Genomic DNA, 18,751 nt, shown 5'->3' on the forward strand with positions numbered 1-18,751 from the left:
CGCGATCATGCCTGGACGAAGGAAACGCGATCGAGCAGCAGATGCGAGATCGCGGTGAAGCGCACGCCCTCGACCTTTGAGCTGACAATCCGGCTGTATTGCGAGAAGTAGCTGATGATCGCCGGCGTCTCGTCGAGCAAGAGGGTCTGGATCTTGCCGGCAACGAGGCGCTGCGCCTGCAGATCACGTGCCTTCGAGTAGTCGAGCAGCAGCGCATCATAGGCCGGGTTGTTGAAATGCGCCGCGTTCCAGGCTCCCGAGCTCTTCAGCGTGGCGTTGAGGAAGATATCGGGAGTGCCGCGATGGCCGTAGTCGGTGATGCCGAGCACCGAATCCAGCCAGGGCGAGCTGCCGAAAGTCGCCGAGCCGTAATAGGCGTCCTGTGGCAGGACATTGAGCTTGACGTCGATGCCGGCCTTTTTGGCGAAGTTCTGGATGATCACCGCGTAATCGGGAATGTCATAGGCGCGTTCGGTGGTCAGCGTCACCTCGAAGCCGTTCGGCACGCCCGCCTCGCCAAGCAGGCGCCTGGCCTCGGCGATGTCCTGCTTGCGCTGCGGCACCGACGGATCGGCCGAGGGGAAGATCGGCGCGAACGGCGTGTCATTGCCGACGATGGCGCGGCCCTTGAGCAGGCCCTTGACCACCGCCTCGCGGTCGATGGTAAGCGCCAGCGCGCGGCGGATGCGCTTGTCGGTGAACGGCGCCTGGTCGGTTCTGAGATGCACCTGGTCGTGCGAGCTTGCCTGCACGCTCAGCAGCTTGAAATTGGGATTGCCCTCGATCGCCAGTTCCAGACGTGTCGTGCTCGGGATGACGTCGAGCTGGCCGGCCTGTAGCGCCAACACCTGCGCCTGCTCGTCGTCGAAGAACTTGATCTCAACCCGGTCGGGCAGCGCCTTGTCGCCCCAGTAATCCTCATTGCGCACGAAGCTGGCGCCCTGCTTGGGACGGAAGGATTCGAGCTTGAACGGGCCGGTGCCGTTGAAAGTCTTCTCGAAATCGCCGGCATAGTCGGCCGGCAGGATGACGGCGTTGTAGACGTCGGAGGAGACATAGAAGGGGAAGTTGCTGTTCGGACCGTCGAGATCGAAAGCGACTGTCTGCTCGTCGACCAGCTTGGCACCACCCTTGGACAGGATGCCCTTGTAGGCCGACAAGGCAGACGAGCCGCTGGCCGGATCGACCAGCCGCTCGAAGCTCGCCACCACGTCTTTGGCGGTGACCGCACGGCCATCGTGGAATTTCACCCCTTTCCGCAATTTGAAGGTCCAGCGGCTGGCCGTCTCGTCGGCTTCCCAGGACAGGGCAAGCTTCGGCTGCAGCCCGTCCTTGGGGTCGTCGAGGATCAGATATTCGCCGACCTGGCTGATCACCCCGATACTGGCCGGATCGGTCACTGAAACCGGATCGATCGCCTTGGTCGGCTGGCCGAGCCCGACACGCACCGTGCCGCCTGCTGCGGCGGCAGCGCGCGCGCCTCCCAGCCCCTGCGAGGCGGCAAAGCCGGTCAGGCCAAGCAAAGCGGCATATTTCAGGAGATCGCGGCGCTTGAGAAAGCCGTCTTGATATTCGTCGACGGCGACATTCCAGATGTCTCCCGACAGATTGCGAAGTGCGTCGATATCCCTGTGTTTGGTCATGTTAAAACCCCTGCTCTGAAATGAAGATTGAAAGCTATGCGACGGGTTCGCCGTCGAGATGGATGCGGTCCACGGCCTGCGGATAGAAGGCGATGAGGCCCTTGATCTTAGGCATCTCCGCGATCGGATCGCGATAGCTCCAGGCGATGTCCGGGCGCACCGTTCCATCGCTCAGCAGACCGGACCAGTAGGAGGCGATGCCCTTGTAGGGACATCGCGTCGTTGTGACGGACGCCGTCAGCCGCTCCAGCCGGATGTCTTCCGCGGGCAGATAGAAGCGGGTCGGCAGATGCGTCTCGAACAGCAGCACCGGACGATGGCTGTCGGCGATCGGTTCGCCGTCGAACCAGACCTGCACATGGCTCGTGCTTTGCAGCACATCGATGCGCGCATAAGGGTCTCGCGCATGGACGAAGACCTCTTCGTCCTCCTCGAACCATTGGTCGACGGCCTTCCAGGTGAAGGCGATGCGGCCGGCGAGCGGTGCCAGGTTCTCATCCGGCGGCGAGATGAAGGCCCACGCTGCGTTGGCACTGCGCCTGTCGCCGCTGTCGATATCCCAATAGGCCGTCTCGCCACCCACTGGATGCGGTTCGCGATGCAGCGAAGGCTTCAGCACCGACGGGTCGACCGCTGACGGCGGGAAGAAATAGATCGGCAGGAAATGGTTGGAGCGCAGCACCAGCACGTTGCGGCTGTCGGCGATGGTGCGGCCACCGAATTTGACCCGCACGCGCTTGGGGCTGTGCAGAACGTTGACGAGCTGCGGAGCGGTCGCTTCACGAGGCTGCAATCTTGGGGCGACGGTCATGATCGTTCTCCCGGTCAGGACACGGCGCGCGCATTGTCGCGCTGCTCGGCGAAGCGGTTGGCGGGCCGCGCCAGGCCGAAGCGGTCGCGCAGCGTTCCCTGCGCGTATTCGCTCGGAAACACGCCGCGCCGTTGCAGCTCGGGCACCACCTGTTCGGCGAAGTTCACCCAGTCCTCCGGCAGCAGCGGGAACATCAGGTTGAAGCCGTCGGCGGCACCGGAAACGAACCAGTCTTCGAGTTGGTCGGCGATCTGTCTTGGCGTGCCCGCGACGGTCGGTACAGAACCGCTGTTGGCGAGCTTGCGGGCAATCTCTCGCAGGCTGAGATTCTGCTTCGCCCACTGCTTGACCCGGTTGAGCGACGTGCGCCCGCCATTGAAGGTGCTTTCGTCCGGCAGCGGCGGCAGCGGCCCGTCCGGCGGATAGACGGAGAGATCGATGCCGCTCCAGCTCGACAGCAGGTCGATGCCGACCTGGTCGGGCAGCAGGGTCTGGAGGTATTCCTGTCTTTCCCGGCCTTCCGCCTCGGAAGGGGCGACGATCGGCAGGATGCCGGGCAAGATTTTGAAGCTCTCCGGCCGCCTGCCGTGGCGGGCGAGACGCTCGTTGATGTCCTGGCGATATTTGATGCCATCCTCCTTGGTGCTGTAGGTGGCGAAGTGCGCATCGGCCTGCGCGGTGGCGAAGTTCTTGCCGTCCTCGGACGATCCGGCCTGGACGATTAGCGGATGGCCCTGCGGCGGCCGTGAGACGTTGAGCGGCCCGCGCACCTTGAAATGCTTGCCCTTGTGATCGATGGGATGGACCTTGTCGGGGTCGGCGAAATAGCCCGACGCCTTGTCGATCAGCAGCGCCTCGTCTTCCCAGCTGTCCCACAGCGCCTTGACGATATCGAGGAATTCGGCCGCGCGCTCATAGCGAAACGCATGCTCGATGTTGCCATCGCAGCCGAAATTGCGCGCCTCCTCATCCATCGCCGAGGTGACGACGTTCCACGATGCCCTGCCCTTGCTTATATGGTCGAGCGAGGCGAACATGCGCGCCACATTGTAGGGCTCGCTGTAGGAACTCGACGCCGTCGTGATCAGGCCGATATGGCTGGTCGCCCCGGCCAGCGCCGACAGCAGCGTCAGCGGTTCGAGGCGGGCATTGGCGTAGTGGGCGACACCGCTCTTGACCGAATCCCAGATCGACACGTGGTCGGCGACGAAGATGGTGTCGATCCTGGCCCGCTCGGCCGCCTGCACGAGATCGCGGTAGAACTCGAAGTCCAGCACCTCGCGGCCCGGCGCCCGCGGATGGCGCCACGACATCCGATGATCGCCCTGCGGGTTGAAGAAAAATGCGCTGAGGATCATGTGGGCTCGAGCCATGCCGGTCTCCTTCCAGATCTGCTCCGAGGGACGTCGCGCTGCTTCGGCAGACGGCGACAATCTCTCTTGAGCCCTGAAAGTTAGATTGCGCTCCGGCTTAATTCGAGTAACTTTATAGAGATAATGCATTGACAAAGTGGAAGCGATTGCCCTCGATCGCGACGCTGGAAGAAAGTGGTTTCAAGCCCCAATGTTCTCCTCGGTTCTGAACGTCGACCAGCTTTCCATCGCCTATGACGGGCGTAATGGGTCGCATCCCGCCGTCAGCGGCGTCTCGCTGCGCATAGCGGGAGGCGAAGCACTCGGCCTTGTCGGCGAGTCCGGATCGGGGAAAAGCTCGGTGGCGCTCGCCATCCTGCGCTATCTGCCGAGGAATGCCCGCGTCGCCGCGTCAGCGCTGGAGTTCCAGGGCCGCGAAATCCGTGACCTCTCCGCCGAGCAGTTGCGCCAGCTTAGGGGGGATCATATCGCCGCCGTCTACCAGCATCCGGGCGCGGCCCTCAACCCAAGCATGACGATCGGCCGCCAGGTCACCGAAACGATCATGCGGCATCGCCCGGTGGGCCATGACGAGGCGCGCGAGCGGGCTTCCGAACTGCTCGGGCGCGTTCGGGTGAGCCATCCGGGGCGGGTGCTGGGGCTCTATCCACACGAACTCTCCGGCGGCATGCAGCAGCGTGCCAACATCGCCATCGCCATTGCGCTCGACCCGTCGCTGCTGGTGCTGGACGAGCCGACGACGGCGCTCGACGCCAGCGTCCAATCCGAGATCATCGCCATCCTCTCCGACCTGCGCAAGGACCACAAAACCAGCATCCTGCTGATCAGCCACGACATCAACATGATCCGCCGCTCCTGCGACCGGGTGGCGGTGATGCAGTCGGGAAAGGTGGTCGAAAGCGGCGCCGCCGGCGATGTCTTCGACAATCCGTCTCACGCCTATACGAAGGCGCTCGTCGCTTCGATCCCGGCGCTCAATTACACCAAACGGAACGGAAGGCTGGCGGAGACGGACGGCCTGCCATCACACCCGGCGGTCCAGAATGAAGCCCCCAGCCCGCCAAAGGAACGCCGGATCGCGATTGCCTGCAAGGGCATCAGCCATGCCTTCGGCAGCCAGCCAGTGTTGCACGGCATCGATCTCGACATCGGCCAGGGCGAGACCTTCGGGCTGATCGGCGAGTCTGGTTCCGGCAAGTCGACCCTGGCACGGATCGTCACCGGCCTGCAGCCGCCCGACGCCGGGTCGGTCGAGCTGCTCGGCAGGACCGTCGCGCCGCGCGTCGAGAGAAGGAACCTTGCCGAACGCCGCGACGTGCAGATGGTCTTCCAGTCGCCGGATCGCACGCTCAACCCGCGCCAGCGGATCGGCAGGATCCTCGGCCGCCCGCTGCGCCGGCTCGCTGGCCTGCGCAGCGGTGAGGTCAAAGCCCGCGTCCGCGACTTGCTGCAATCGGTTCGCCTTGCCGGCGCCACAGCCGAGCAGAAGTCGCGATCACTATCCGGCGGCCAGCGGCAGCGCGCGGCCATCGCGCGGGCCTTCGCCGGCGTGCCGAAAGTCGTCGTGCTCGATGAACCCACCTCCGCCCTCGACGTCTCCGTCCAGGCGACCGTTCTCAACCTGCTCAACGACCTGCAGCGCGACAAGGACACGACCTATCTGTTCATCAGCCACGATCTCAGGGTCGTGCGCTACATGGCCGACAGGATCGGCGTTCTGTACCGCGGCCGCCTCGTCGAAACCGGCTCATCCGACCAGATTTTTCAGGGCCCCAATCACCCCTATACGGCATTGCTTCTGGCGGCAGCGTCCGATGAGGCCGAGCCGAAGCTATCCGCTCCAGCCGACATCGAGGAAGCCCCGAACACCGGATGCTCCTTCGCCCACCGCTGCCCTCTGGTCCTGCCCGATTGCAGAAAGGCCGAACCGCCCGCCAGAGAGACAGCGGCCGGCCATTTCATCGCCTGCTGGCGACACGGCAAGGCTTCGTAAGCGGATTACCGACAGTCCAAAGCCCTCAACAGCATGGTTCTTCCTCAGGCACGATGCGATGCCGGGATTGTCGCAGCATCGGAATCCAGCTTGCAAATGCCATCTTTTGAGGCCAGCCTAGATGCATGATGGCACGCCGGTCGCCAAAACATATGCTTGTCATGCTGCTCGCGGTATTCCTGACCGCCGGGTTCAGCCTGTCTGCCGCTCAGGCGAGCGTCATGTCGGCGAAGATGATGATGACTGGCGGCGGCATGACCATGCCTGTCGGCACCGGCATGGCCAAGATGGCCGACACCGGCATGAATGGCGATTGCAACGCCTGCCTCAAGGGCGCGGCCGACACCGGCAAACCGATGCATTGTCCACCGACCTGCATCGCACCGGTGCTCGCCGTACTCCCTCAAAGCCTCGCCATCGCCGTGGTTCCACCGGTGCAACAACCATCGGCGCCACCGATGCCGTTCCTTCACGGGCGAAGTTCCTTGCCCGACCCATTCCCTCCCAAATCCATCGATCTCGCCTGACGCCGGTTCAGCCATCCCGCGGCTGATTTCCGGCGTTTGATTGCCGCTGGCGCTTTGCGCCGGCAGGCACACAGCAATTCGACGCCGAGAGGCTCGCCGTCGATCGAGATCGCAAAGGGAGTGAGAGTGAGTACCGATTTCCGTCATATGATGTCGCGCCGCAGGTTCGTCCTTGCGGCGACGGGCGTTGCTGCGGCCACCCTGGTGCACCCCGCAACGCCAAGAGCATCCGCCGTCGATGAGCGCCGCATCAGGATCGCGCCAGGCCACGCCAGCTTCACCAGCCCTGGCGATCCGCTTACTCCTGTCTGGGCGTATGACGGGACGGTCCCCGGCCCGATGCTGCGCCTGCGCCAGGGCCGACCCGTTCACATCACGGTCGAGAACGGGCTGGACGAGGAAACCACGGTCCATTGGCATGGCATCCGCCTGCAAAACGCCATGGACGGAGTACCCGGCCTAACGCAGCAGCCGATCAAGCCGGGGACAGTTTTCGTCTATGAATTCACGCCGCCCGACGCCGGCACCTTTTGGTACCATCCGCATGCAAACAGCCTTGTGCAGCTCGGTCGCGGGCTCGCCGGCGCCCTCATTGTCGAGGAGACCGAGCCCGTTGCCGTCGACCGCGACCTCTTGTGGTTGCTGCAGGACTGGCGGCTTGCCGACGACGGGCAGATGGCGCCCGGTTTCGGCAGCGCGATGGACGCGGCGATGTCCGGCCGCGTCGGCAACGTCGTCACCATCAACGGCACGGCGCCGGCCGACCAGAGCGTAAGGGCTGGCGAACATGTCAGGCTGCGGCTGGCCAATGCGTCGCTCGCCCGCATCATGTCGCTGCGCTTCGAAGGCCACCGCCCGGGTCGTCGTCGCGATCGACGGCCAGCCCTGTGATCCGCATGAACCGGAGGACGGCCGCCTTGTTCTGGCACCTGCCATGCGCATCGACGTCGTGATCGATATGCAGGGCGACCCAGGCAAGCGTTACGCAGTGATCGACGATTTCTATGACGGCCTCGCCTATACGCTGACCACGCTTGCCTATGACAGCGCATCGCCACTTCGGACCCATCCTCTCGGTACGCCGCTTGGCCTGCCGCGCAACCCGTTGCAGCAACCCGATCTCGCAAGCGCCGAGCGCCAGGAGATCGTCCTGCAAGGCGGCATGATGGGTGGCGGCAAGCTCGCCGGCGTCGGCGGCATGATGGGCATGGCGACACCCGGCATGAAGGGTGGCGCTGCGTGGGCGATCAACGGCATGTCGATGACCGGTGACGGCCACGCCGGCATGGCGCCGCAGTTCACCCTGCCCCGCGGCGCAACCTGTCATCTCACAATGCGCAACGAAACTGCCTGGTGGCACCCGATGCACATCCACGGCTTCAGCATGCTGGTGCTTGCGCGCAACGGTTCGCCGGTACCGTACCGGCAATGGCAGGACACGGTGCTGCTCGCTCCCAGGGACACGATCGAATGCGCGTTCGTCGCCGACAATCCCGGCGACTGGATGCTGCACTGCCATGTCGCCGACCACCAGATGGCCGGCCTCATGACGGTGTTTCGTGTGACCTGATTTTCTCGTCAAAACAACAATAAGACAACAAGGAGTACTGCAATGAAACTGACTTACTCTCTCGCCGCTTTCGCCGTCGCGATCGCAATGCCGCTGCCGGCTGTCGCGGCGACGATCAACGCGGTGATGTACAAGAACCCGCAATGCAGCTGCTGCGAATCCTATGCCAACTATCTGGAACACAACGGCTTCAAGGTCGACATCAAGCCCGTCAACAATCTGTCCCAGATCAGCAGTGACGCCGGCGTGCCGGCGGACCTCGAAGGCTGCCACACGCTGATGGTCGACGGTTATGTCGTCGACGGGCTGGTGCCGGTCGATATCGTCAAGAAACTATTGACCGAACGGCCCGCCATCACCGGCATCACGCTGGCCGGCATGCCGACCGGTGCCCCCGGCATGGGTGGCGAGAAGGCTGGCCCTTTCATCGTCTACGCCTTCACCAAGGACGGCAAGGCGCCCACGATCTACGCGACGGACTGAAAGGAAAGCGCCATGTCTGGCCGATACGTCGGACTGCCCTGCCCGAACCTGGCTCGCCATGACGTTCCTGCGGCTTGAATCGAGGGAACGGCAGCTATGAAGATGGTCGCTCTCGCTCTCTTCGGCGCACTGCTCGCGGTGCCTGGACCTGCGACGGCCGGCGAGCCGCCGCAGAATTTTGCTGTTCAGGCGAGCCCGCAGCCGCTTCCGGAGATTCAGTTCCAGGACGGCGATGGACAACCCAAAACGCTCGCCGATTTTTCCGGCAAGGTCGTGCTGCTCAACATCTGGGCGACGTGGTGCGCTCCCTGCCGAAAGGAAATGCCGACGCTCGACAGGCTGCAGGCCAAACTCGGCGGGCCGGACTTCGAGGTCGTCGCGCTGTCGATGGATCGCGGCGGTCCGGACAAGGTGAAAAAGTTCTTCGCCGAGATCGGTATCGAGCATCTCGCCCTCAACATCGACACGTCGGCCAAGGCGATGTTCGCGCTCGGCGCCCTCGGCCTTCCCATGACATTGCTGATCGACCGCCGGGGCAAGGAGATCGCCCGCCTGATTGGTCCGGCTGAATGGGATGCTCCCGACATGGTCGATTTTATCCGCAGCCATTTTGCTGCCAACTGAGAAGGAATTCACTGTGACCGCCACAGAACTGATCCGAGCCAAGGAGGCCTCGTTCGGCCGCAATGTCCTCGCCTCGATTCGCTACTATCTCGGCGGCCGGCGTGGCTTCCCCGCATTGGCGGCGGCCGTGATCCTCGCAGGCCTTGCATCCAACTGGAGCTGGCTGGCCGCGGCGGGCGTCACGCCGCTGCTTCTCAGCGCTTTGCCTGCGTCGCAATGTGCGCGCTCGGCCTCTGCATGCACAAGATGACAGGTCGCGCCTGTCCGGCCGAAGACGGTTCCCCCAAAGCTGAAGAGGTCGCCGTTGGTCCGACAACGGTGCCCGCCGATCTGAAAGGCAACAGCTGATGCCAGTCCGTATCCAAGAATGGATGCATTTCCTGCGGTGCCTGATTTCCGTTGCTGCGCTGATTGTGGGCTTCGTCCACGGCGCGCAAGCGCACTCGCTCGAAGAACTCGACGCCATGCTTCAGGGCGACGAAAAGTATTTCCAGCAGATCGACAAACCCGCGCCCGACTTCACGCTGCGTACCGCAGACGGGCACATGGTGCGGCTGGCTGATCTGCGTGGCAAGGTTGTCATCCTCCATTTCATCTACACATCGTGCACGGACGTTTGTCCCTTGCATGCCGAGAAGATCGCCGAGATCCAGAAAATGGTGAACGGCACGCCGATGAAGGACCAGGTCACCTTTGTCAGCATCACCACAGATCCGACGAGAGACACGCCGGACGTGATGCGAAAATACGGACCAACGCATGGGCTCGATCCCGTCAATTGGGCGTTCCTGACCACAACCCAGGACCAGCCGGAGGACGCTACCCGCACGCTGGCGGAAGCTTTTGGCCACAAATTTACCAAAACGGACGACGGCATTCAGGCGCACGGCATCGTCGCGCATGTGATCGACAAGGAGGGCTATTGGCGCGCGAATTTCCATGGCCTGGATTTCGCACCGATCAATCTCGTCACCTTGGTCAATGCGCTGACCAATAGCATCGAGCGGCCGCATCACGAACAGCAAGAGGGCTGGCTGGCGAAATTAAAGAACCTTTTCTGAAGCATCATCCGAAGGAAGGAGAACCCTATGATCTATAATTCAGGGCAATTCGGCGGAGTTTCCGGCAAAATGGCCCGTTCCCTCATGCTGGCCATTGCAACGCAACCGCCAGGTGGCGCCGATCATGGCGGGCTTCATCGTCGGCGACCAGATTTTCCCGGGCGCGACCGATCTTGCGACGATGAAGAGCCTGGTCGAGCAGGCCAGGGCCGCCAAATGAGCCAAATATCGCACGCCAGTCGACGAACGGTTCTGCGCGGCATTTTTGGGGCCGCCGCGATTATGGGCTTCCTCAAGGATACGGATTTGGCAATCGCCGCGGAGGATCCAGCACTGGCGAGCCGCTTCAAAGACCTCAGCGAAAACGGCAACAGCACGTGCTCGGCCAAATTCACGGAATCGATCGCCACCATGCCGAGCACCTCGCTGATCAAGGGCTCGTGCTGCAGCCCGATGGAAATGAAGCGCTATGTCGAGCAGGTGAACGGCTTGGCCAGATACCGGGACATAGCGATGATTCCGAGCGATCCGTACGATATCCCGGCGGGCATCGCGCAGAAGATGATGCCTTACTACGATATGAAACTCACCAGCACCGAACAGCCGACCTACGACTATGCGATGGCAAATTCCGAAGAAAAGGGACCATGCTGTTGCCAATGCTGGCGCTGGAAAGTGTATGGCGGACTGGCGAAATACCTGATCCACGAGCACGGTTTTAACGGCAAGCAGATCGTCGATGTATGGAACCTCTCCGACGGCTGCGGCGGGGCAATGTAAAATTGCCGTGGCGTGCTGGCTTGCCGTAACCGGAAGCGCGGAGTTTCTATCGCCGTGCTGGGCTTGGGCACTTCCTCGCATACAAGTACATTCGTTTATGCTAATATATCCTAGTCATGCACAATCGTTCGTGACTAACCAATGGGAGGACGCGATGAAAACCATGAATCGCAGGTCTGCAATTGCTCTCGGTATGACGGCCGCCGCGGCGACGCCTTTTTTTGCCCTGACGGCGTCCGCGAAGGTCAAGAAATACGGCCCGAAAGAAGGCAAGGAGATTGCGCCCGGTGTCAGACTGGTTGAGGTCGGCACCGGCAACTCCGACATTCCCGCCTACAAGAGCATCGCCATTGTCGACATAGTCTTTCAGCCCGGAGCACACGCCCCTCAAACCGTGATGGACAACGACATGGTCTGCACGATCACTTCCGGCGCGTTCACCATCAAGAAGGCAGACAAGGAATTCAAGCTCAAGACAGGTGACATGTACACCTGCTCCAAGGGCAAGACCGACGAGGCGACGAATACAAGCAAGGAGGTCGGTGTGCATCGTCTCGCCGTCCTGATACCTGCCTAGCAACTGGAACTCCGGCCGGACGGTTGGTTGCATCTCGTCCGGCCATCTCTTGCCTAACTGCGGCTGCCGGCCTCGTGGCCGATGGCCGCTACGAGCCGGTCCCGGCAATGCACCGGATCACTCGCGGCATGTTGCTTCAGGCACAGTGCGCCGACGGCATTGGCTCTTGAACGGTGGAGCCGGACCCGCGTACCATCGCGCCATCTGAATTGAGTCTGCTTTATTAGTCCGGGCTAACGTCCGGATTGGTCTGGATATTTTCCTTTGAACACGCAAGCAATCGGCGGCGCGCCGGAGCGCGGCAGATCGTTTGCCCATGTGGCGGAAGCCTCCTGGGGCAAGGGCCTCAGCACCTTGCTCCGTATCGTGCGCATGACGCTGCGCCATCCCTGGCAGGTCTCCATCACCATCGTCTCGACCTTCATTGCCGCGACGCTGCAGCTGTTCATTCCGCGCCTGCTGGGACGCGCCATCGACCAGGCGCAGGGCGTCATGACCACGGGTGCCGGTGCCGCGGCAGAGCAGGCGCTGTGGAACACGGCGCTGACACTGCTCGTCGTCAGCATCCTGCGCGGTCTCTTCACCATGGCGCAGAACTACTATGGCGAGGCCGTCGGCCACCGCACCGGCTATGAGCTGCGCCTGGCATTCTATGAGAAGATCCAGCGATTGAGCTTCTCCTTCCACGACAGGGTCCACACCGGAGATCTGATCACGCTCGGCCTGCTCGATCTCGACGGCGTGCGCATGTTCTTTTCCACCGGCATCCTGCGCGTCGTGCTGCTCGGCGTGCTGATCGGCGTCGNCTGCGCAGCACCTGGCTGACGCTGCAGGAGCGCCTCTCGGTGCTGAGCCGGGTGATGGACGAGAATCTCGGCGGCATCCGTGTCGTGCGCGCCTTCGCGGCGCAGCGGCACGAGCTCGAAAAATTCGACCGCGCCAAGCTGTCGGCATTGGAGCTTGCCAATCAGCGCGTCGACATCCGCGTCGCCAACACCAGCGCCATGAACTTCTCCTTCTTGGCAGCCATGGGCCTGGTGCTCTGGTTCGGCGGCCAGAAGGTGATCGCGGGCCAGATCAGCGTCGGCACGCTGGCCCAGTTCCTCACCTTCATGACCATCCTGCAGATGCCGGTTCGCCAGCTCGGCCTGATGGTCAACTCGTTCGCGCGAGCCTCGACGTGCGGCACCCGTCTGTTCGAACTGCTCGACGCTGAGCTCGACATCGAGGACGCGCCTGGCGCCAGGGACCTCGTCGTCACCGACGGCGTGTTGCGCTTCGACAATGTTGGCTTCCGCTACGAGGGCGCGGGCGGACGGCCGACGCTGTCGGGCATCTCCTTCGAGGCCCGGTCCGGTGAAACCGTCGGCATTGTCGGCCCGCCTGGCAGCGGCAAGTCGACCATCGCGCACCTGATCCCGCGTTTCTATGACGTCACTTCAGGTTCAATCACCATCGACGGCCAGGATATCCGTGAGGTGGCGCTGCAGTCGCTGCGCAAGGCCGTCGGCGTCGTGCAGCAGGATGCGTTCCTGTTCACCACCTCGATCGAGAACAACATCGCCTACGGCAATCCCTGGGCGCGCGAGACCCGCATCGGGCAGGCCGCCGAATACGCCCAGCTGCACAACTACATCATCGGACTTCCCGCGGGCTACACCACGGTGGTCGGCGAACGCGGCGCGTCGCTTTCCGGCGGCCAGCGGCAGCGCCTGACCATCGCCCGCAGCCTTATGCTGCGGCCGTCCGTGCTGGTCTTCGACGATTCCACCGCGGCCATAGACGCCGGTACCGAGCAGCGGATCCGGGCGGCGATGAAGCGCTTCGCCAGGGATCGCGTCACGCTCATCATCTCGCACCGGCTGAGCTCGCTGATGCATGCCGACCAGATCCTGTTCGTCGAGGGCGGCCGGGTCGTCGAACGCGGCACGCATGAGCAATTGCTGGCGCTCGGTGGACGCTATCGCGCGCTCTACGACCTGCAGCTGCGGCCGGACGACGATCGGCCCTTGGCGGGAGCCGCGTGATGTCGACGCAGGCCGACGACGATAAGGAAGACACCAGCGGCCGGCCGACAAAGGCCGTCGTCGGCTCGCATCGCGACGAGGAAGAGGTTTTCGGCAAAGCGTACGATCCGCGCATCATCAGGCGTATCTGGAGCTTCGTGAGACCCTACCAGAGCCGGATTTTCCTCTCGGTCGCCGCGGTGCTGGTGTTCACCCTGACGCAATTGGCGATCCCGCTTGTCATCCGCTACGCCATCGACCACGGCATGACGGCGGGCAGGCTCGACCGGTCGGTGATGATCGCCGCGACCGGCGCGTTCACGCTGGTCATCCTCATCAACTATGCCGCCAGCTACGTGCAGGAAAGCGTCGTCGGCAAGGTCGCCGAGAACGTGCTGTCCGACCTGCGCCGTGCCATGTTCAGCCATCTGCAGCGTGTCTCGCTGAGCTTCATGGACAAGACCGAGGTCGGCCGGCTGATGTCGCGCCTGCAGGGCGACGTCAACTCGATGCAGGAATTCCTCGAGACGTCTGTTATGTCGGTCGGCGACATCGTGCTGTTGTTCGGCATTGTCAGCGTGCTTTTGTGGCTCGATTTCCGGCTCGGCCTGCTGACGCTGTCGACCATGCCGGTGCTGTTCGTCGTGCGCCTGTTCTGGCTGCCGCGCGCCAAGGTCGCCTTCATGGCCGCGCACGAAACCAACTCGATCGCCAACGGCGCGCTGGCCGAAGGCATTCATGGCGTACGCACGGTGCAGAGCCTCGAGCGCCAGCACGTCAATTTCGACCTTTACGACGAGAAGGTGCTGGCCAATCTCAATACCCATCTGCGCTCGGCGAAATATGCGCAGGTGATGGTGCCGATCGTCGACACGCTGACCGGCATCGCCATGGCGACGGTCATCGTCGTCGGTGGTTCGATGGTGCTCTCGCACAGCCTCGATATCGGCGTCATGGTGGCGTTCCTGTTCTACATCCAGCGCTTCTTCGACCCGATCCGCTCGCTGACCATGCAGTACAGCGTCATGCAGCGCGCCATGGCTTCGGGCCAGCGCATCTCCGAAGTGCTCGATGTCCCCGTCGACGTCAGTGACAGGCAAGGCGCCGTCGCCCTGACGCGCTACATGGACGGCTCGGTCGAATTCAGGAACGTCACCTTCGGCTATAGGCCGAACCAGCCAGTGCTGAAGAACATCTCCTTTCGCGTCAATCCGGGCGAGACCGTGGCCCTTGTCGGCCCGACCGGGTCGGGCAAGTCAAGCTCGATGGCGCTGGTGCACCGGTTCTACGATGTCTGGTCGGGTCAGGTCCTGGTCGGCGGCCACGATGTGCGTGACCTGACGCAGGATTCGCTCGGCGATCAGGTGGCGATGGTGCTGCAGGAGCCGTTCCTGTTCTCAGGTTCGGTGCTGGAAAACATCCGCTATCACAAGACGGGTGCCAGCCGCGAGGAAGTGGTGCGTGCCGCGAAGGCTGTCGGCGCGCACGATTTCATCGAGAACCTGCCCGATGGCTACGACACCGAGCTCGAGCAGCGCGGCGGCAATCTCTCGCTCGGCCAGCGCCAGCTGATCAGTTTTGCGCGCGCGCTGGTGGCGGATGCGAAGATCCTGGTGCTCGACGAAGCCACGGCCAGCATCGATTCCTACACCGAGATGCTGATCCAGAAGGCGCTGGTCAAACTGCTGGAAGGCCGCACAGGGCTGGTCATCGCCCATCGGCTCGCCACCATCCGCGGCGCCGACCGCATCATCGTCTTGCAGAACGGCGAGATCGTCGAAAGCGGCAACCACGAACAGCTGATGGCAGGAAAGGGCCTCTACGCCCGCCTTTACAACATGAATTACGCCTCGTTCGATGACATTTCTGGGGAAGAAATGGCAATGGACGCGGCGCTCGGCAAAGCGACCTGAGTGCGGCCGGCAAGGTTCGACCCGACAGATCGCCTGCTGCCCGTGCGTTTTCTGAGAAGGCTTATGTGCGAGATCGCCTGAGGCAAGCGGCGATTGCGCAATATGGCCGTTGTCCAAAGATCGCTTGTCCCGATTTTGTGAAGGAACGTGTGGGTGCAGAATCCGTTTCCGTCCCGTGCATGTCTCGCATGAACAGGAGGCATCCTCATGAAACGGCAGATGATGCTCACCGGTGCCATTGTCTTGGCGGCCGCGAGCGCGATCTCTTTTAGCACTGTCGCCGATGCCGCGGTCGTCAGGCACCATTTTGTCCGCCATGTCGCGACACATCGCGGCGGCGAGCATCGGCACGTGGTTCACCGGGAATATCTACGGACTGACATGTGGGTTGGCGGCGGTTGGACGGGCGACAACTCGGCCGGTGACAATGCCCGAATGGACAGCTACTACAATGGTTACGGCAGCTACCATGGGTATGTCGGCGACTTTTGCGGAACCGTCGCGTGGACGCTCGGTCTATGCGGTCCCCACGGCCCCTGATTCCTGACTGATATGTGGGGCCAACGAATTGTTTGACCGCCCGGATGCTACGCCATTTCGGGACGTCTTGACGCCTCGCGAATGGCCTTGTGGACGCCGCGCTGCAAATCCATGAATGCCGGGCTTTCCATCACCTCTTCACGGCGCGGACGCTCGATGTCGACGTTGAACGTCTGCGTGATGCGCCCCGGACCGATCCCCATGACCACGATCCGGTCCGACAGATAGACGGCCTCCTCGACGTCATGAGTGACAAACAGGACGGTCAACCTGTGTTCCTCCCAGATCTGCGTCAGCAGCTCCTGCATCTGGTGCCGGGTCAAGGCATCGAGCGCGCCGAAGGGCTCGTCCATCAACAGCATCTTGGGCCGATAGGAAAGCGCACGGGCGATGGCAACGCGCTGCTTCATGCCGCCCGAGAGTTCGGCCGGATAGCGGTCGGCGCTGTCCGACAGCTTGACGAGCTCGAGATGCTCGAGCGCGATGCTACGGCAGGTCGAACGGTCGTAGCCGGCGGCCTTGAGGGCGAACTCGATGTTCTGCCGCGCCGTCAGCCAGGGAAGCAGCGTGTAGGACTGGAAGACGACGCCGCGATCGAGCCCCGGCTGCAGGATCGGCGCGCCATCGATGCTGAGATCGCCGGCGTCGAAATCCTGCAATCCGGCGACAATCGACAGCAGCGTGCTCTTGCCGCAGCCCGATATGCCGACCAGGGAGACGAACTCGTTGTCGGCAAGATCGAGGTTGATGTCGCGCAGCACTTCCTTGCGCCGCTCGCCCATGCCGAAGCTCTTGTTGAGACCGGCGATCCGCAATTTGGGGGGGGTCATCGGCGGCACCTCATTGCGAGCGGCCCTCCTGCTTGAACAGCACCTTTTCCAACGCCTTCATGACCTGGTCGGTGATCAGGCCGAGCAGGCCCAAGAGCAGGATATAGCCGATGATGGTGTTGGTCTGGAAATAGCGCTGCGACACGGTGATGCGATAGCCAAGCCCGGATGTCGCCGCGACGAGTTCGGCGAGCACCAGCCAGGTCCACGCCCAGCCCAGGCTGATGCGCAGCGTATCCCAGATACCCGGCAGGGCGCTGGGGACGACGATGCGCGTCAGGATCTTGCGATCCGGCAGGCCGAGCGTGCGCCCAAGGCCGATGAAATCGGCGGGAACCCGTTTGACGTTGTCCATGATCATCAGCACCTGCTGGAAGAAGGTGCCGATGAAGATGATCAGGAATTTCTGCGTATCGCCGGTACCCGCCCACAGGATGGAGAGCGGCACGAAGGCGACGACCGGCATGTAACGGATGAAGTCCACCAGGGGTTCGATGGCCGCTTCCCAGGAGCGGAAACTGCCGATCAGAACGCCGATCGGTATCGACAGTGCCGAGGCGATGAGGAAGCCGATGGAAATGCGGTACATCGAGGCTTTGAGGTCCAGCCACAACGTGCCGTCAGCCGCGAGCTTGGCGATCTGCGTCGCGACGCTGCCCGGCGATGGCAGGAAGATCGGCTTCACCCACCCCAGTCCGGTCGCCGTCCACCAGGCAAGGCCAAGCCCGACAAAGACAGCCACCGCGATCGTCAGGAAACGCGATCTGGCGATGGGCACGCCGATCCCGGAGGATCGGCGGTGCCTCGCCGGTTTCGTGATGGGGCCTGGCGCGGAATGCGCCGGGCCTGTTTCCGCCGGTCGCTCCGCCGACATTTGCGTCACCACAGCGATCCGGCCTTGGTCATTCCGCCGCCTTGACGAAAGACGGGTCGATCATCTGTTCCGGCGTCACATCGGCCTGCAGCAGCTTGGCGTTCTTGGCAGCGGCTTCGACATCGGCGAAGGTCTTCGTGCTGAAGTCGCCGGTGAGCGCCGTCTTGTTTTCGGCAAGCGAGTAATAGCGCACGCCGTCAAAGGCGGTGTTGAGGTCCTTGACGTCCGAACCGACGGCCTTGGCAATGATGGCGCGGCCGCCTGATGTATCGGCTTTGTAGTCCTTGAGCGCCGCGTCCCAGCTCTTGATCATGGCCAGCACCTGGCCGGGCCGCGACTTGATCACCTCGTCGCGCACCACCAGCACGTCGCTGATCAGGCCGGGATCCTCGCCGGCGGTGAACAGCAGCTTGACTTCCTTGTTCTGCGCCATAGCGACAGTGAGGTACGGTTCGTAGGTCACCGCGACCGGCACCTGGCCGGCGATCAAGGCGCCGCCTGCGTCGGATGCCGGCATCGGCACGGGCTTCACGTCGTCGATCGACATGCCGTTCTTGGCGAGCGCGTATTTGAGCAGGATGTCGCTCGTCGTGCCTTCCTCGAAGGCGACTTCCTTGCCCTTGAGGTCCTTGATGGAAGTGATGTCCTTGCCGGCGATCATGGCATCGGCGGTCATGCTGACATCGAGCAGCAGCACGATCTTCACCGGCAGGCCGGCCGCAACCATGCCCATCGCCGTGTGCGTGGCGATGTTGGCGGCGTCGAGCTGGCCGCTTGCAAGCGCCGCGTTGATGTCCTTGTCCTCGGCGAAATTAACGATCTGTACGTCGGTCAAACCATTTGCCTTGAACAGCGCCTTGGCCTCGGCGACATGCCACTGGCCATAGCCAAGCCAGGGCTCGATGCCGATCTTGAACGCTCCCGCCTCGGGTGTGGTGGGAATGGCCGCATCGGCCGCATGGGCTGCCGGGGCGGCGGCGAGCCCGATGGCGGCGGCCATCACGAGCGCGCGAAATTGTCCTGTTAGGTTACGCATCATCTTTGTTCCCCTTGATGATCAGACCGCTTTTCTTACCCAGGCGTCCGGTCTGTTGAGACTGCGGGTTTCTGCTCTTGCGGCACTGTGCCTCGGCGTCTTACCTGCCA

Annotated in this window: 16 protein-coding genes and 2 pseudogenes; 12 read left to right on the forward strand and 6 right to left on the reverse strand. The window is 63.0% G+C overall.

The features are described from left to right. Nucleotides 1–5: 5 nt before the first annotated feature. The 3 genes from X744_RS155515 to X744_RS155505 are packed head-to-tail and all read right to left on the reverse strand — an operon-like array spanning nucleotide 6 to nucleotide 3,827. Entirely contained in the window at nucleotides 6–1,643 is a 1,638-nt protein-coding gene (locus X744_RS155515; protein WP_023759565.1) for an ABC transporter substrate-binding protein, read from the reverse strand. Nucleotides 1,644–1,677: 34 nt separating this feature from the next. Continuing rightward, a complete protein-coding gene (locus tag X744_RS155510; protein ID WP_023759566.1) occupies nucleotides 1,678–2,454 on the reverse strand; it encodes a DUF427 domain-containing protein in 777 nt (258 codons plus the stop codon). Nucleotides 2,455–2,468: 14 nt separating this feature from the next. Beyond that, nucleotides 2,469–3,827 (reverse strand): LLM class flavin-dependent oxidoreductase, encoded by a 1,359-nt coding sequence (locus tag X744_RS155505; RefSeq protein WP_023759567.1) that lies wholly within the window; start codon nucleotides 3,825–3,827, stop codon nucleotides 2,469–2,471. A gap of 190 nt (nucleotides 3,828–4,017) precedes the next feature. On the opposite strand from X744_RS155505, the gene X744_RS155500 reads away from it, so the two are divergent. The 12 genes and pseudogenes from X744_RS155500 (at nucleotide 4,018) to X744_RS155460 (ending at nucleotide 15,901) form a co-directional block, all read left to right on the forward strand. Further along, a complete protein-coding gene (locus X744_RS155500; RefSeq protein WP_023759568.1) occupies nucleotides 4,018–5,820 on the forward strand; it encodes an ABC transporter ATP-binding protein in 1,803 nt (600 codons plus the stop codon). 161 nt (nucleotides 5,821–5,981) lie between these two features. Next, nucleotides 5,982–6,347 carry a hypothetical protein gene (locus X744_RS155495; protein WP_245266623.1) on the forward strand — a complete coding sequence of 122 codons (366 nt, stop codon included), beginning with the start codon at nucleotides 5,982–5,984 and terminating at the stop codon, nucleotides 6,345–6,347. A gap of 147 nt (nucleotides 6,348–6,494) precedes the next feature. Further along, a pseudogene (locus X744_RS01000000169690) lies at nucleotides 6,495–7,917 on the forward strand (multicopper oxidase family protein). Nucleotides 7,918–7,959: 42 nt separating this feature from the next. Next, nucleotides 7,960–8,400 carry a DUF411 domain-containing protein gene (locus X744_RS155490; RefSeq protein WP_023759570.1) on the forward strand — a complete coding sequence of 147 codons (441 nt, stop codon included), beginning with the start codon at nucleotides 7,960–7,962 and terminating at the stop codon, nucleotides 8,398–8,400. A 96-nt stretch (nucleotides 8,401–8,496) separates the two neighbouring features. Further along, entirely contained in the window at nucleotides 8,497–9,024 is a 528-nt protein-coding gene (locus X744_RS155485; protein WP_023759571.1) for a TlpA disulfide reductase family protein, read from the forward strand. A 13-nt stretch (nucleotides 9,025–9,037) separates the two neighbouring features. Further along, nucleotides 9,038–9,274, forward strand: a complete 237-nt coding sequence (locus X744_RS01000000169695; protein WP_245266626.1) for a hypothetical protein — start codon at nucleotides 9,038–9,040, stop codon at nucleotides 9,272–9,274. 97 nt (nucleotides 9,275–9,371) lie between these two features. Next, nucleotides 9,372–10,085 carry an SCO family protein gene (locus tag X744_RS155480; protein WP_245266628.1) on the forward strand — a complete coding sequence of 238 codons (714 nt, stop codon included), beginning with the start codon at nucleotides 9,372–9,374 and terminating at the stop codon, nucleotides 10,083–10,085. Between the two features lie 27 nt (nucleotides 10,086–10,112). After that, nucleotides 10,113–10,865 (forward strand): hypothetical protein, encoded by a 753-nt coding sequence (locus X744_RS155475; protein WP_245266629.1) that lies wholly within the window; start codon nucleotides 10,113–10,115, stop codon nucleotides 10,863–10,865. Between the two features lie 193 nt (nucleotides 10,866–11,058). Continuing rightward, nucleotides 11,059–11,442, forward strand: coding sequence for a hypothetical protein (locus X744_RS155470; RefSeq protein WP_245266630.1), 384 nt, complete (start codon nucleotides 11,059–11,061; stop codon nucleotides 11,440–11,442). Nucleotides 11,443–11,706: 264 nt separating this feature from the next. Further along, a pseudogene (locus tag X744_RS01000000169700) lies at nucleotides 11,707–13,469 on the forward strand (ABC transporter ATP-binding protein). Continuing rightward, a complete protein-coding gene (locus X744_RS155465; protein ID WP_023759578.1) occupies nucleotides 13,469–15,361 on the forward strand; it encodes an ABC transporter ATP-binding protein in 1,893 nt (630 codons plus the stop codon). The pseudogene X744_RS01000000169700 and the gene X744_RS155465 overlap by 1 nt, the downstream one beginning before the upstream one ends. A gap of 207 nt (nucleotides 15,362–15,568) precedes the next feature. Beyond that, complete coding sequence (locus X744_RS155460) at nucleotides 15,569–15,901, forward strand: hypothetical protein (protein WP_023759579.1); 333 nt, start codon at nucleotides 15,569–15,571, stop codon at nucleotides 15,899–15,901. Between the two features lie 47 nt (nucleotides 15,902–15,948). On the opposite strand, the gene X744_RS155455 is transcribed toward X744_RS155460, so the two are convergent. The 3 genes from X744_RS155455 to X744_RS155445 all read right to left on the reverse strand — a co-directional run bounded on the left by X744_RS155455 (nucleotide 15,949) and on the right by X744_RS155445 (nucleotide 18,641). Further along, entirely contained in the window at nucleotides 15,949–16,731 is a 783-nt protein-coding gene (locus X744_RS155455; protein ID WP_023759580.1) for an ABC transporter ATP-binding protein, read from the reverse strand. A 10-nt stretch (nucleotides 16,732–16,741) separates the two neighbouring features. Beyond that, the gene (locus X744_RS155450) at nucleotides 16,742–17,509 is read right to left on the reverse strand and encodes an ABC transporter permease (protein ID WP_031260273.1); all 768 of its coding nucleotides are present in this window, start codon (nucleotides 17,507–17,509) and stop codon (nucleotides 16,742–16,744) included. A gap of 124 nt (nucleotides 17,510–17,633) precedes the next feature. Next, nucleotides 17,634–18,641 carry an ABC transporter substrate-binding protein gene (locus X744_RS155445; RefSeq protein ID WP_031260274.1) on the reverse strand — a complete coding sequence of 336 codons (1,008 nt, stop codon included), beginning with the start codon at nucleotides 18,639–18,641 and terminating at the stop codon, nucleotides 17,634–17,636. Nucleotides 18,642–18,751: the final 110 nt, after the last annotated feature.

This window comes from Mesorhizobium sp. LNHC252B00, from assembly GCF_000502955.1.
Taxonomy (GTDB): Bacteria; Pseudomonadota; Alphaproteobacteria; order Rhizobiales; family Rhizobiaceae; genus Mesorhizobium.

Excerpts from the sequence above, each read along its gene's own strand:
- X744_RS155455 (WP_023759580.1), bottom strand. The coding sequence starts at position 16,731 with ATGACCCCCCCCAAATTGCGGATCGCCGGTCTCAACAAGAGCTTCGGC.
- X744_RS155515 (WP_023759565.1), bottom strand. The coding sequence starts at position 1,643 with ATGACCAAACACAGGGATATCGACGCACTTCGCAATCTGTCGGGAGAC.
- X744_RS155510 (WP_023759566.1), bottom strand. The coding sequence starts at position 2,454 with ATGACCGTCGCCCCAAGATTGCAGCCTCGTGAAGCGACCGCTCCGCAG.
- X744_RS155480 (WP_245266628.1), top strand. The coding sequence starts at position 9,372 with ATGCCAGTCCGTATCCAAGAATGGATGCATTTCCTGCGGTGCCTGATT.
- X744_RS155495 (WP_245266623.1), top strand. The coding sequence starts at position 5,982 with ATGCTGCTCGCGGTATTCCTGACCGCCGGGTTCAGCCTGTCTGCCGCT.
- X744_RS155505 (WP_023759567.1), bottom strand. The coding sequence starts at position 3,827 with ATGGCTCGAGCCCACATGATCCTCAGCGCATTTTTCTTCAACCCGCAG.
- X744_RS155465 (WP_023759578.1), top strand. The coding sequence starts at position 13,469 with ATGTCGACGCAGGCCGACGACGATAAGGAAGACACCAGCGGCCGGCCG.
- X744_RS155475 (WP_245266629.1), top strand. The coding sequence starts at position 10,113 with ATGATCTATAATTCAGGGCAATTCGGCGGAGTTTCCGGCAAAATGGCC.
- X744_RS155485 (WP_023759571.1), top strand. The coding sequence starts at position 8,497 with ATGAAGATGGTCGCTCTCGCTCTCTTCGGCGCACTGCTCGCGGTGCCT.
- X744_RS155460 (WP_023759579.1), top strand. The coding sequence starts at position 15,569 with ATGAAACGGCAGATGATGCTCACCGGTGCCATTGTCTTGGCGGCCGCG.
- X744_RS155500 (WP_023759568.1), top strand. The coding sequence starts at position 4,018 with ATGTTCTCCTCGGTTCTGAACGTCGACCAGCTTTCCATCGCCTATGAC.
- X744_RS155490 (WP_023759570.1), top strand. The coding sequence starts at position 7,960 with ATGAAACTGACTTACTCTCTCGCCGCTTTCGCCGTCGCGATCGCAATG.
- X744_RS155470 (WP_245266630.1), top strand. The coding sequence starts at position 11,059 with ATGACGGCCGCCGCGGCGACGCCTTTTTTTGCCCTGACGGCGTCCGCG.
- X744_RS155445 (WP_031260274.1), bottom strand. The coding sequence starts at position 18,641 with ATGCGTAACCTAACAGGACAATTTCGCGCGCTCGTGATGGCCGCCGCC.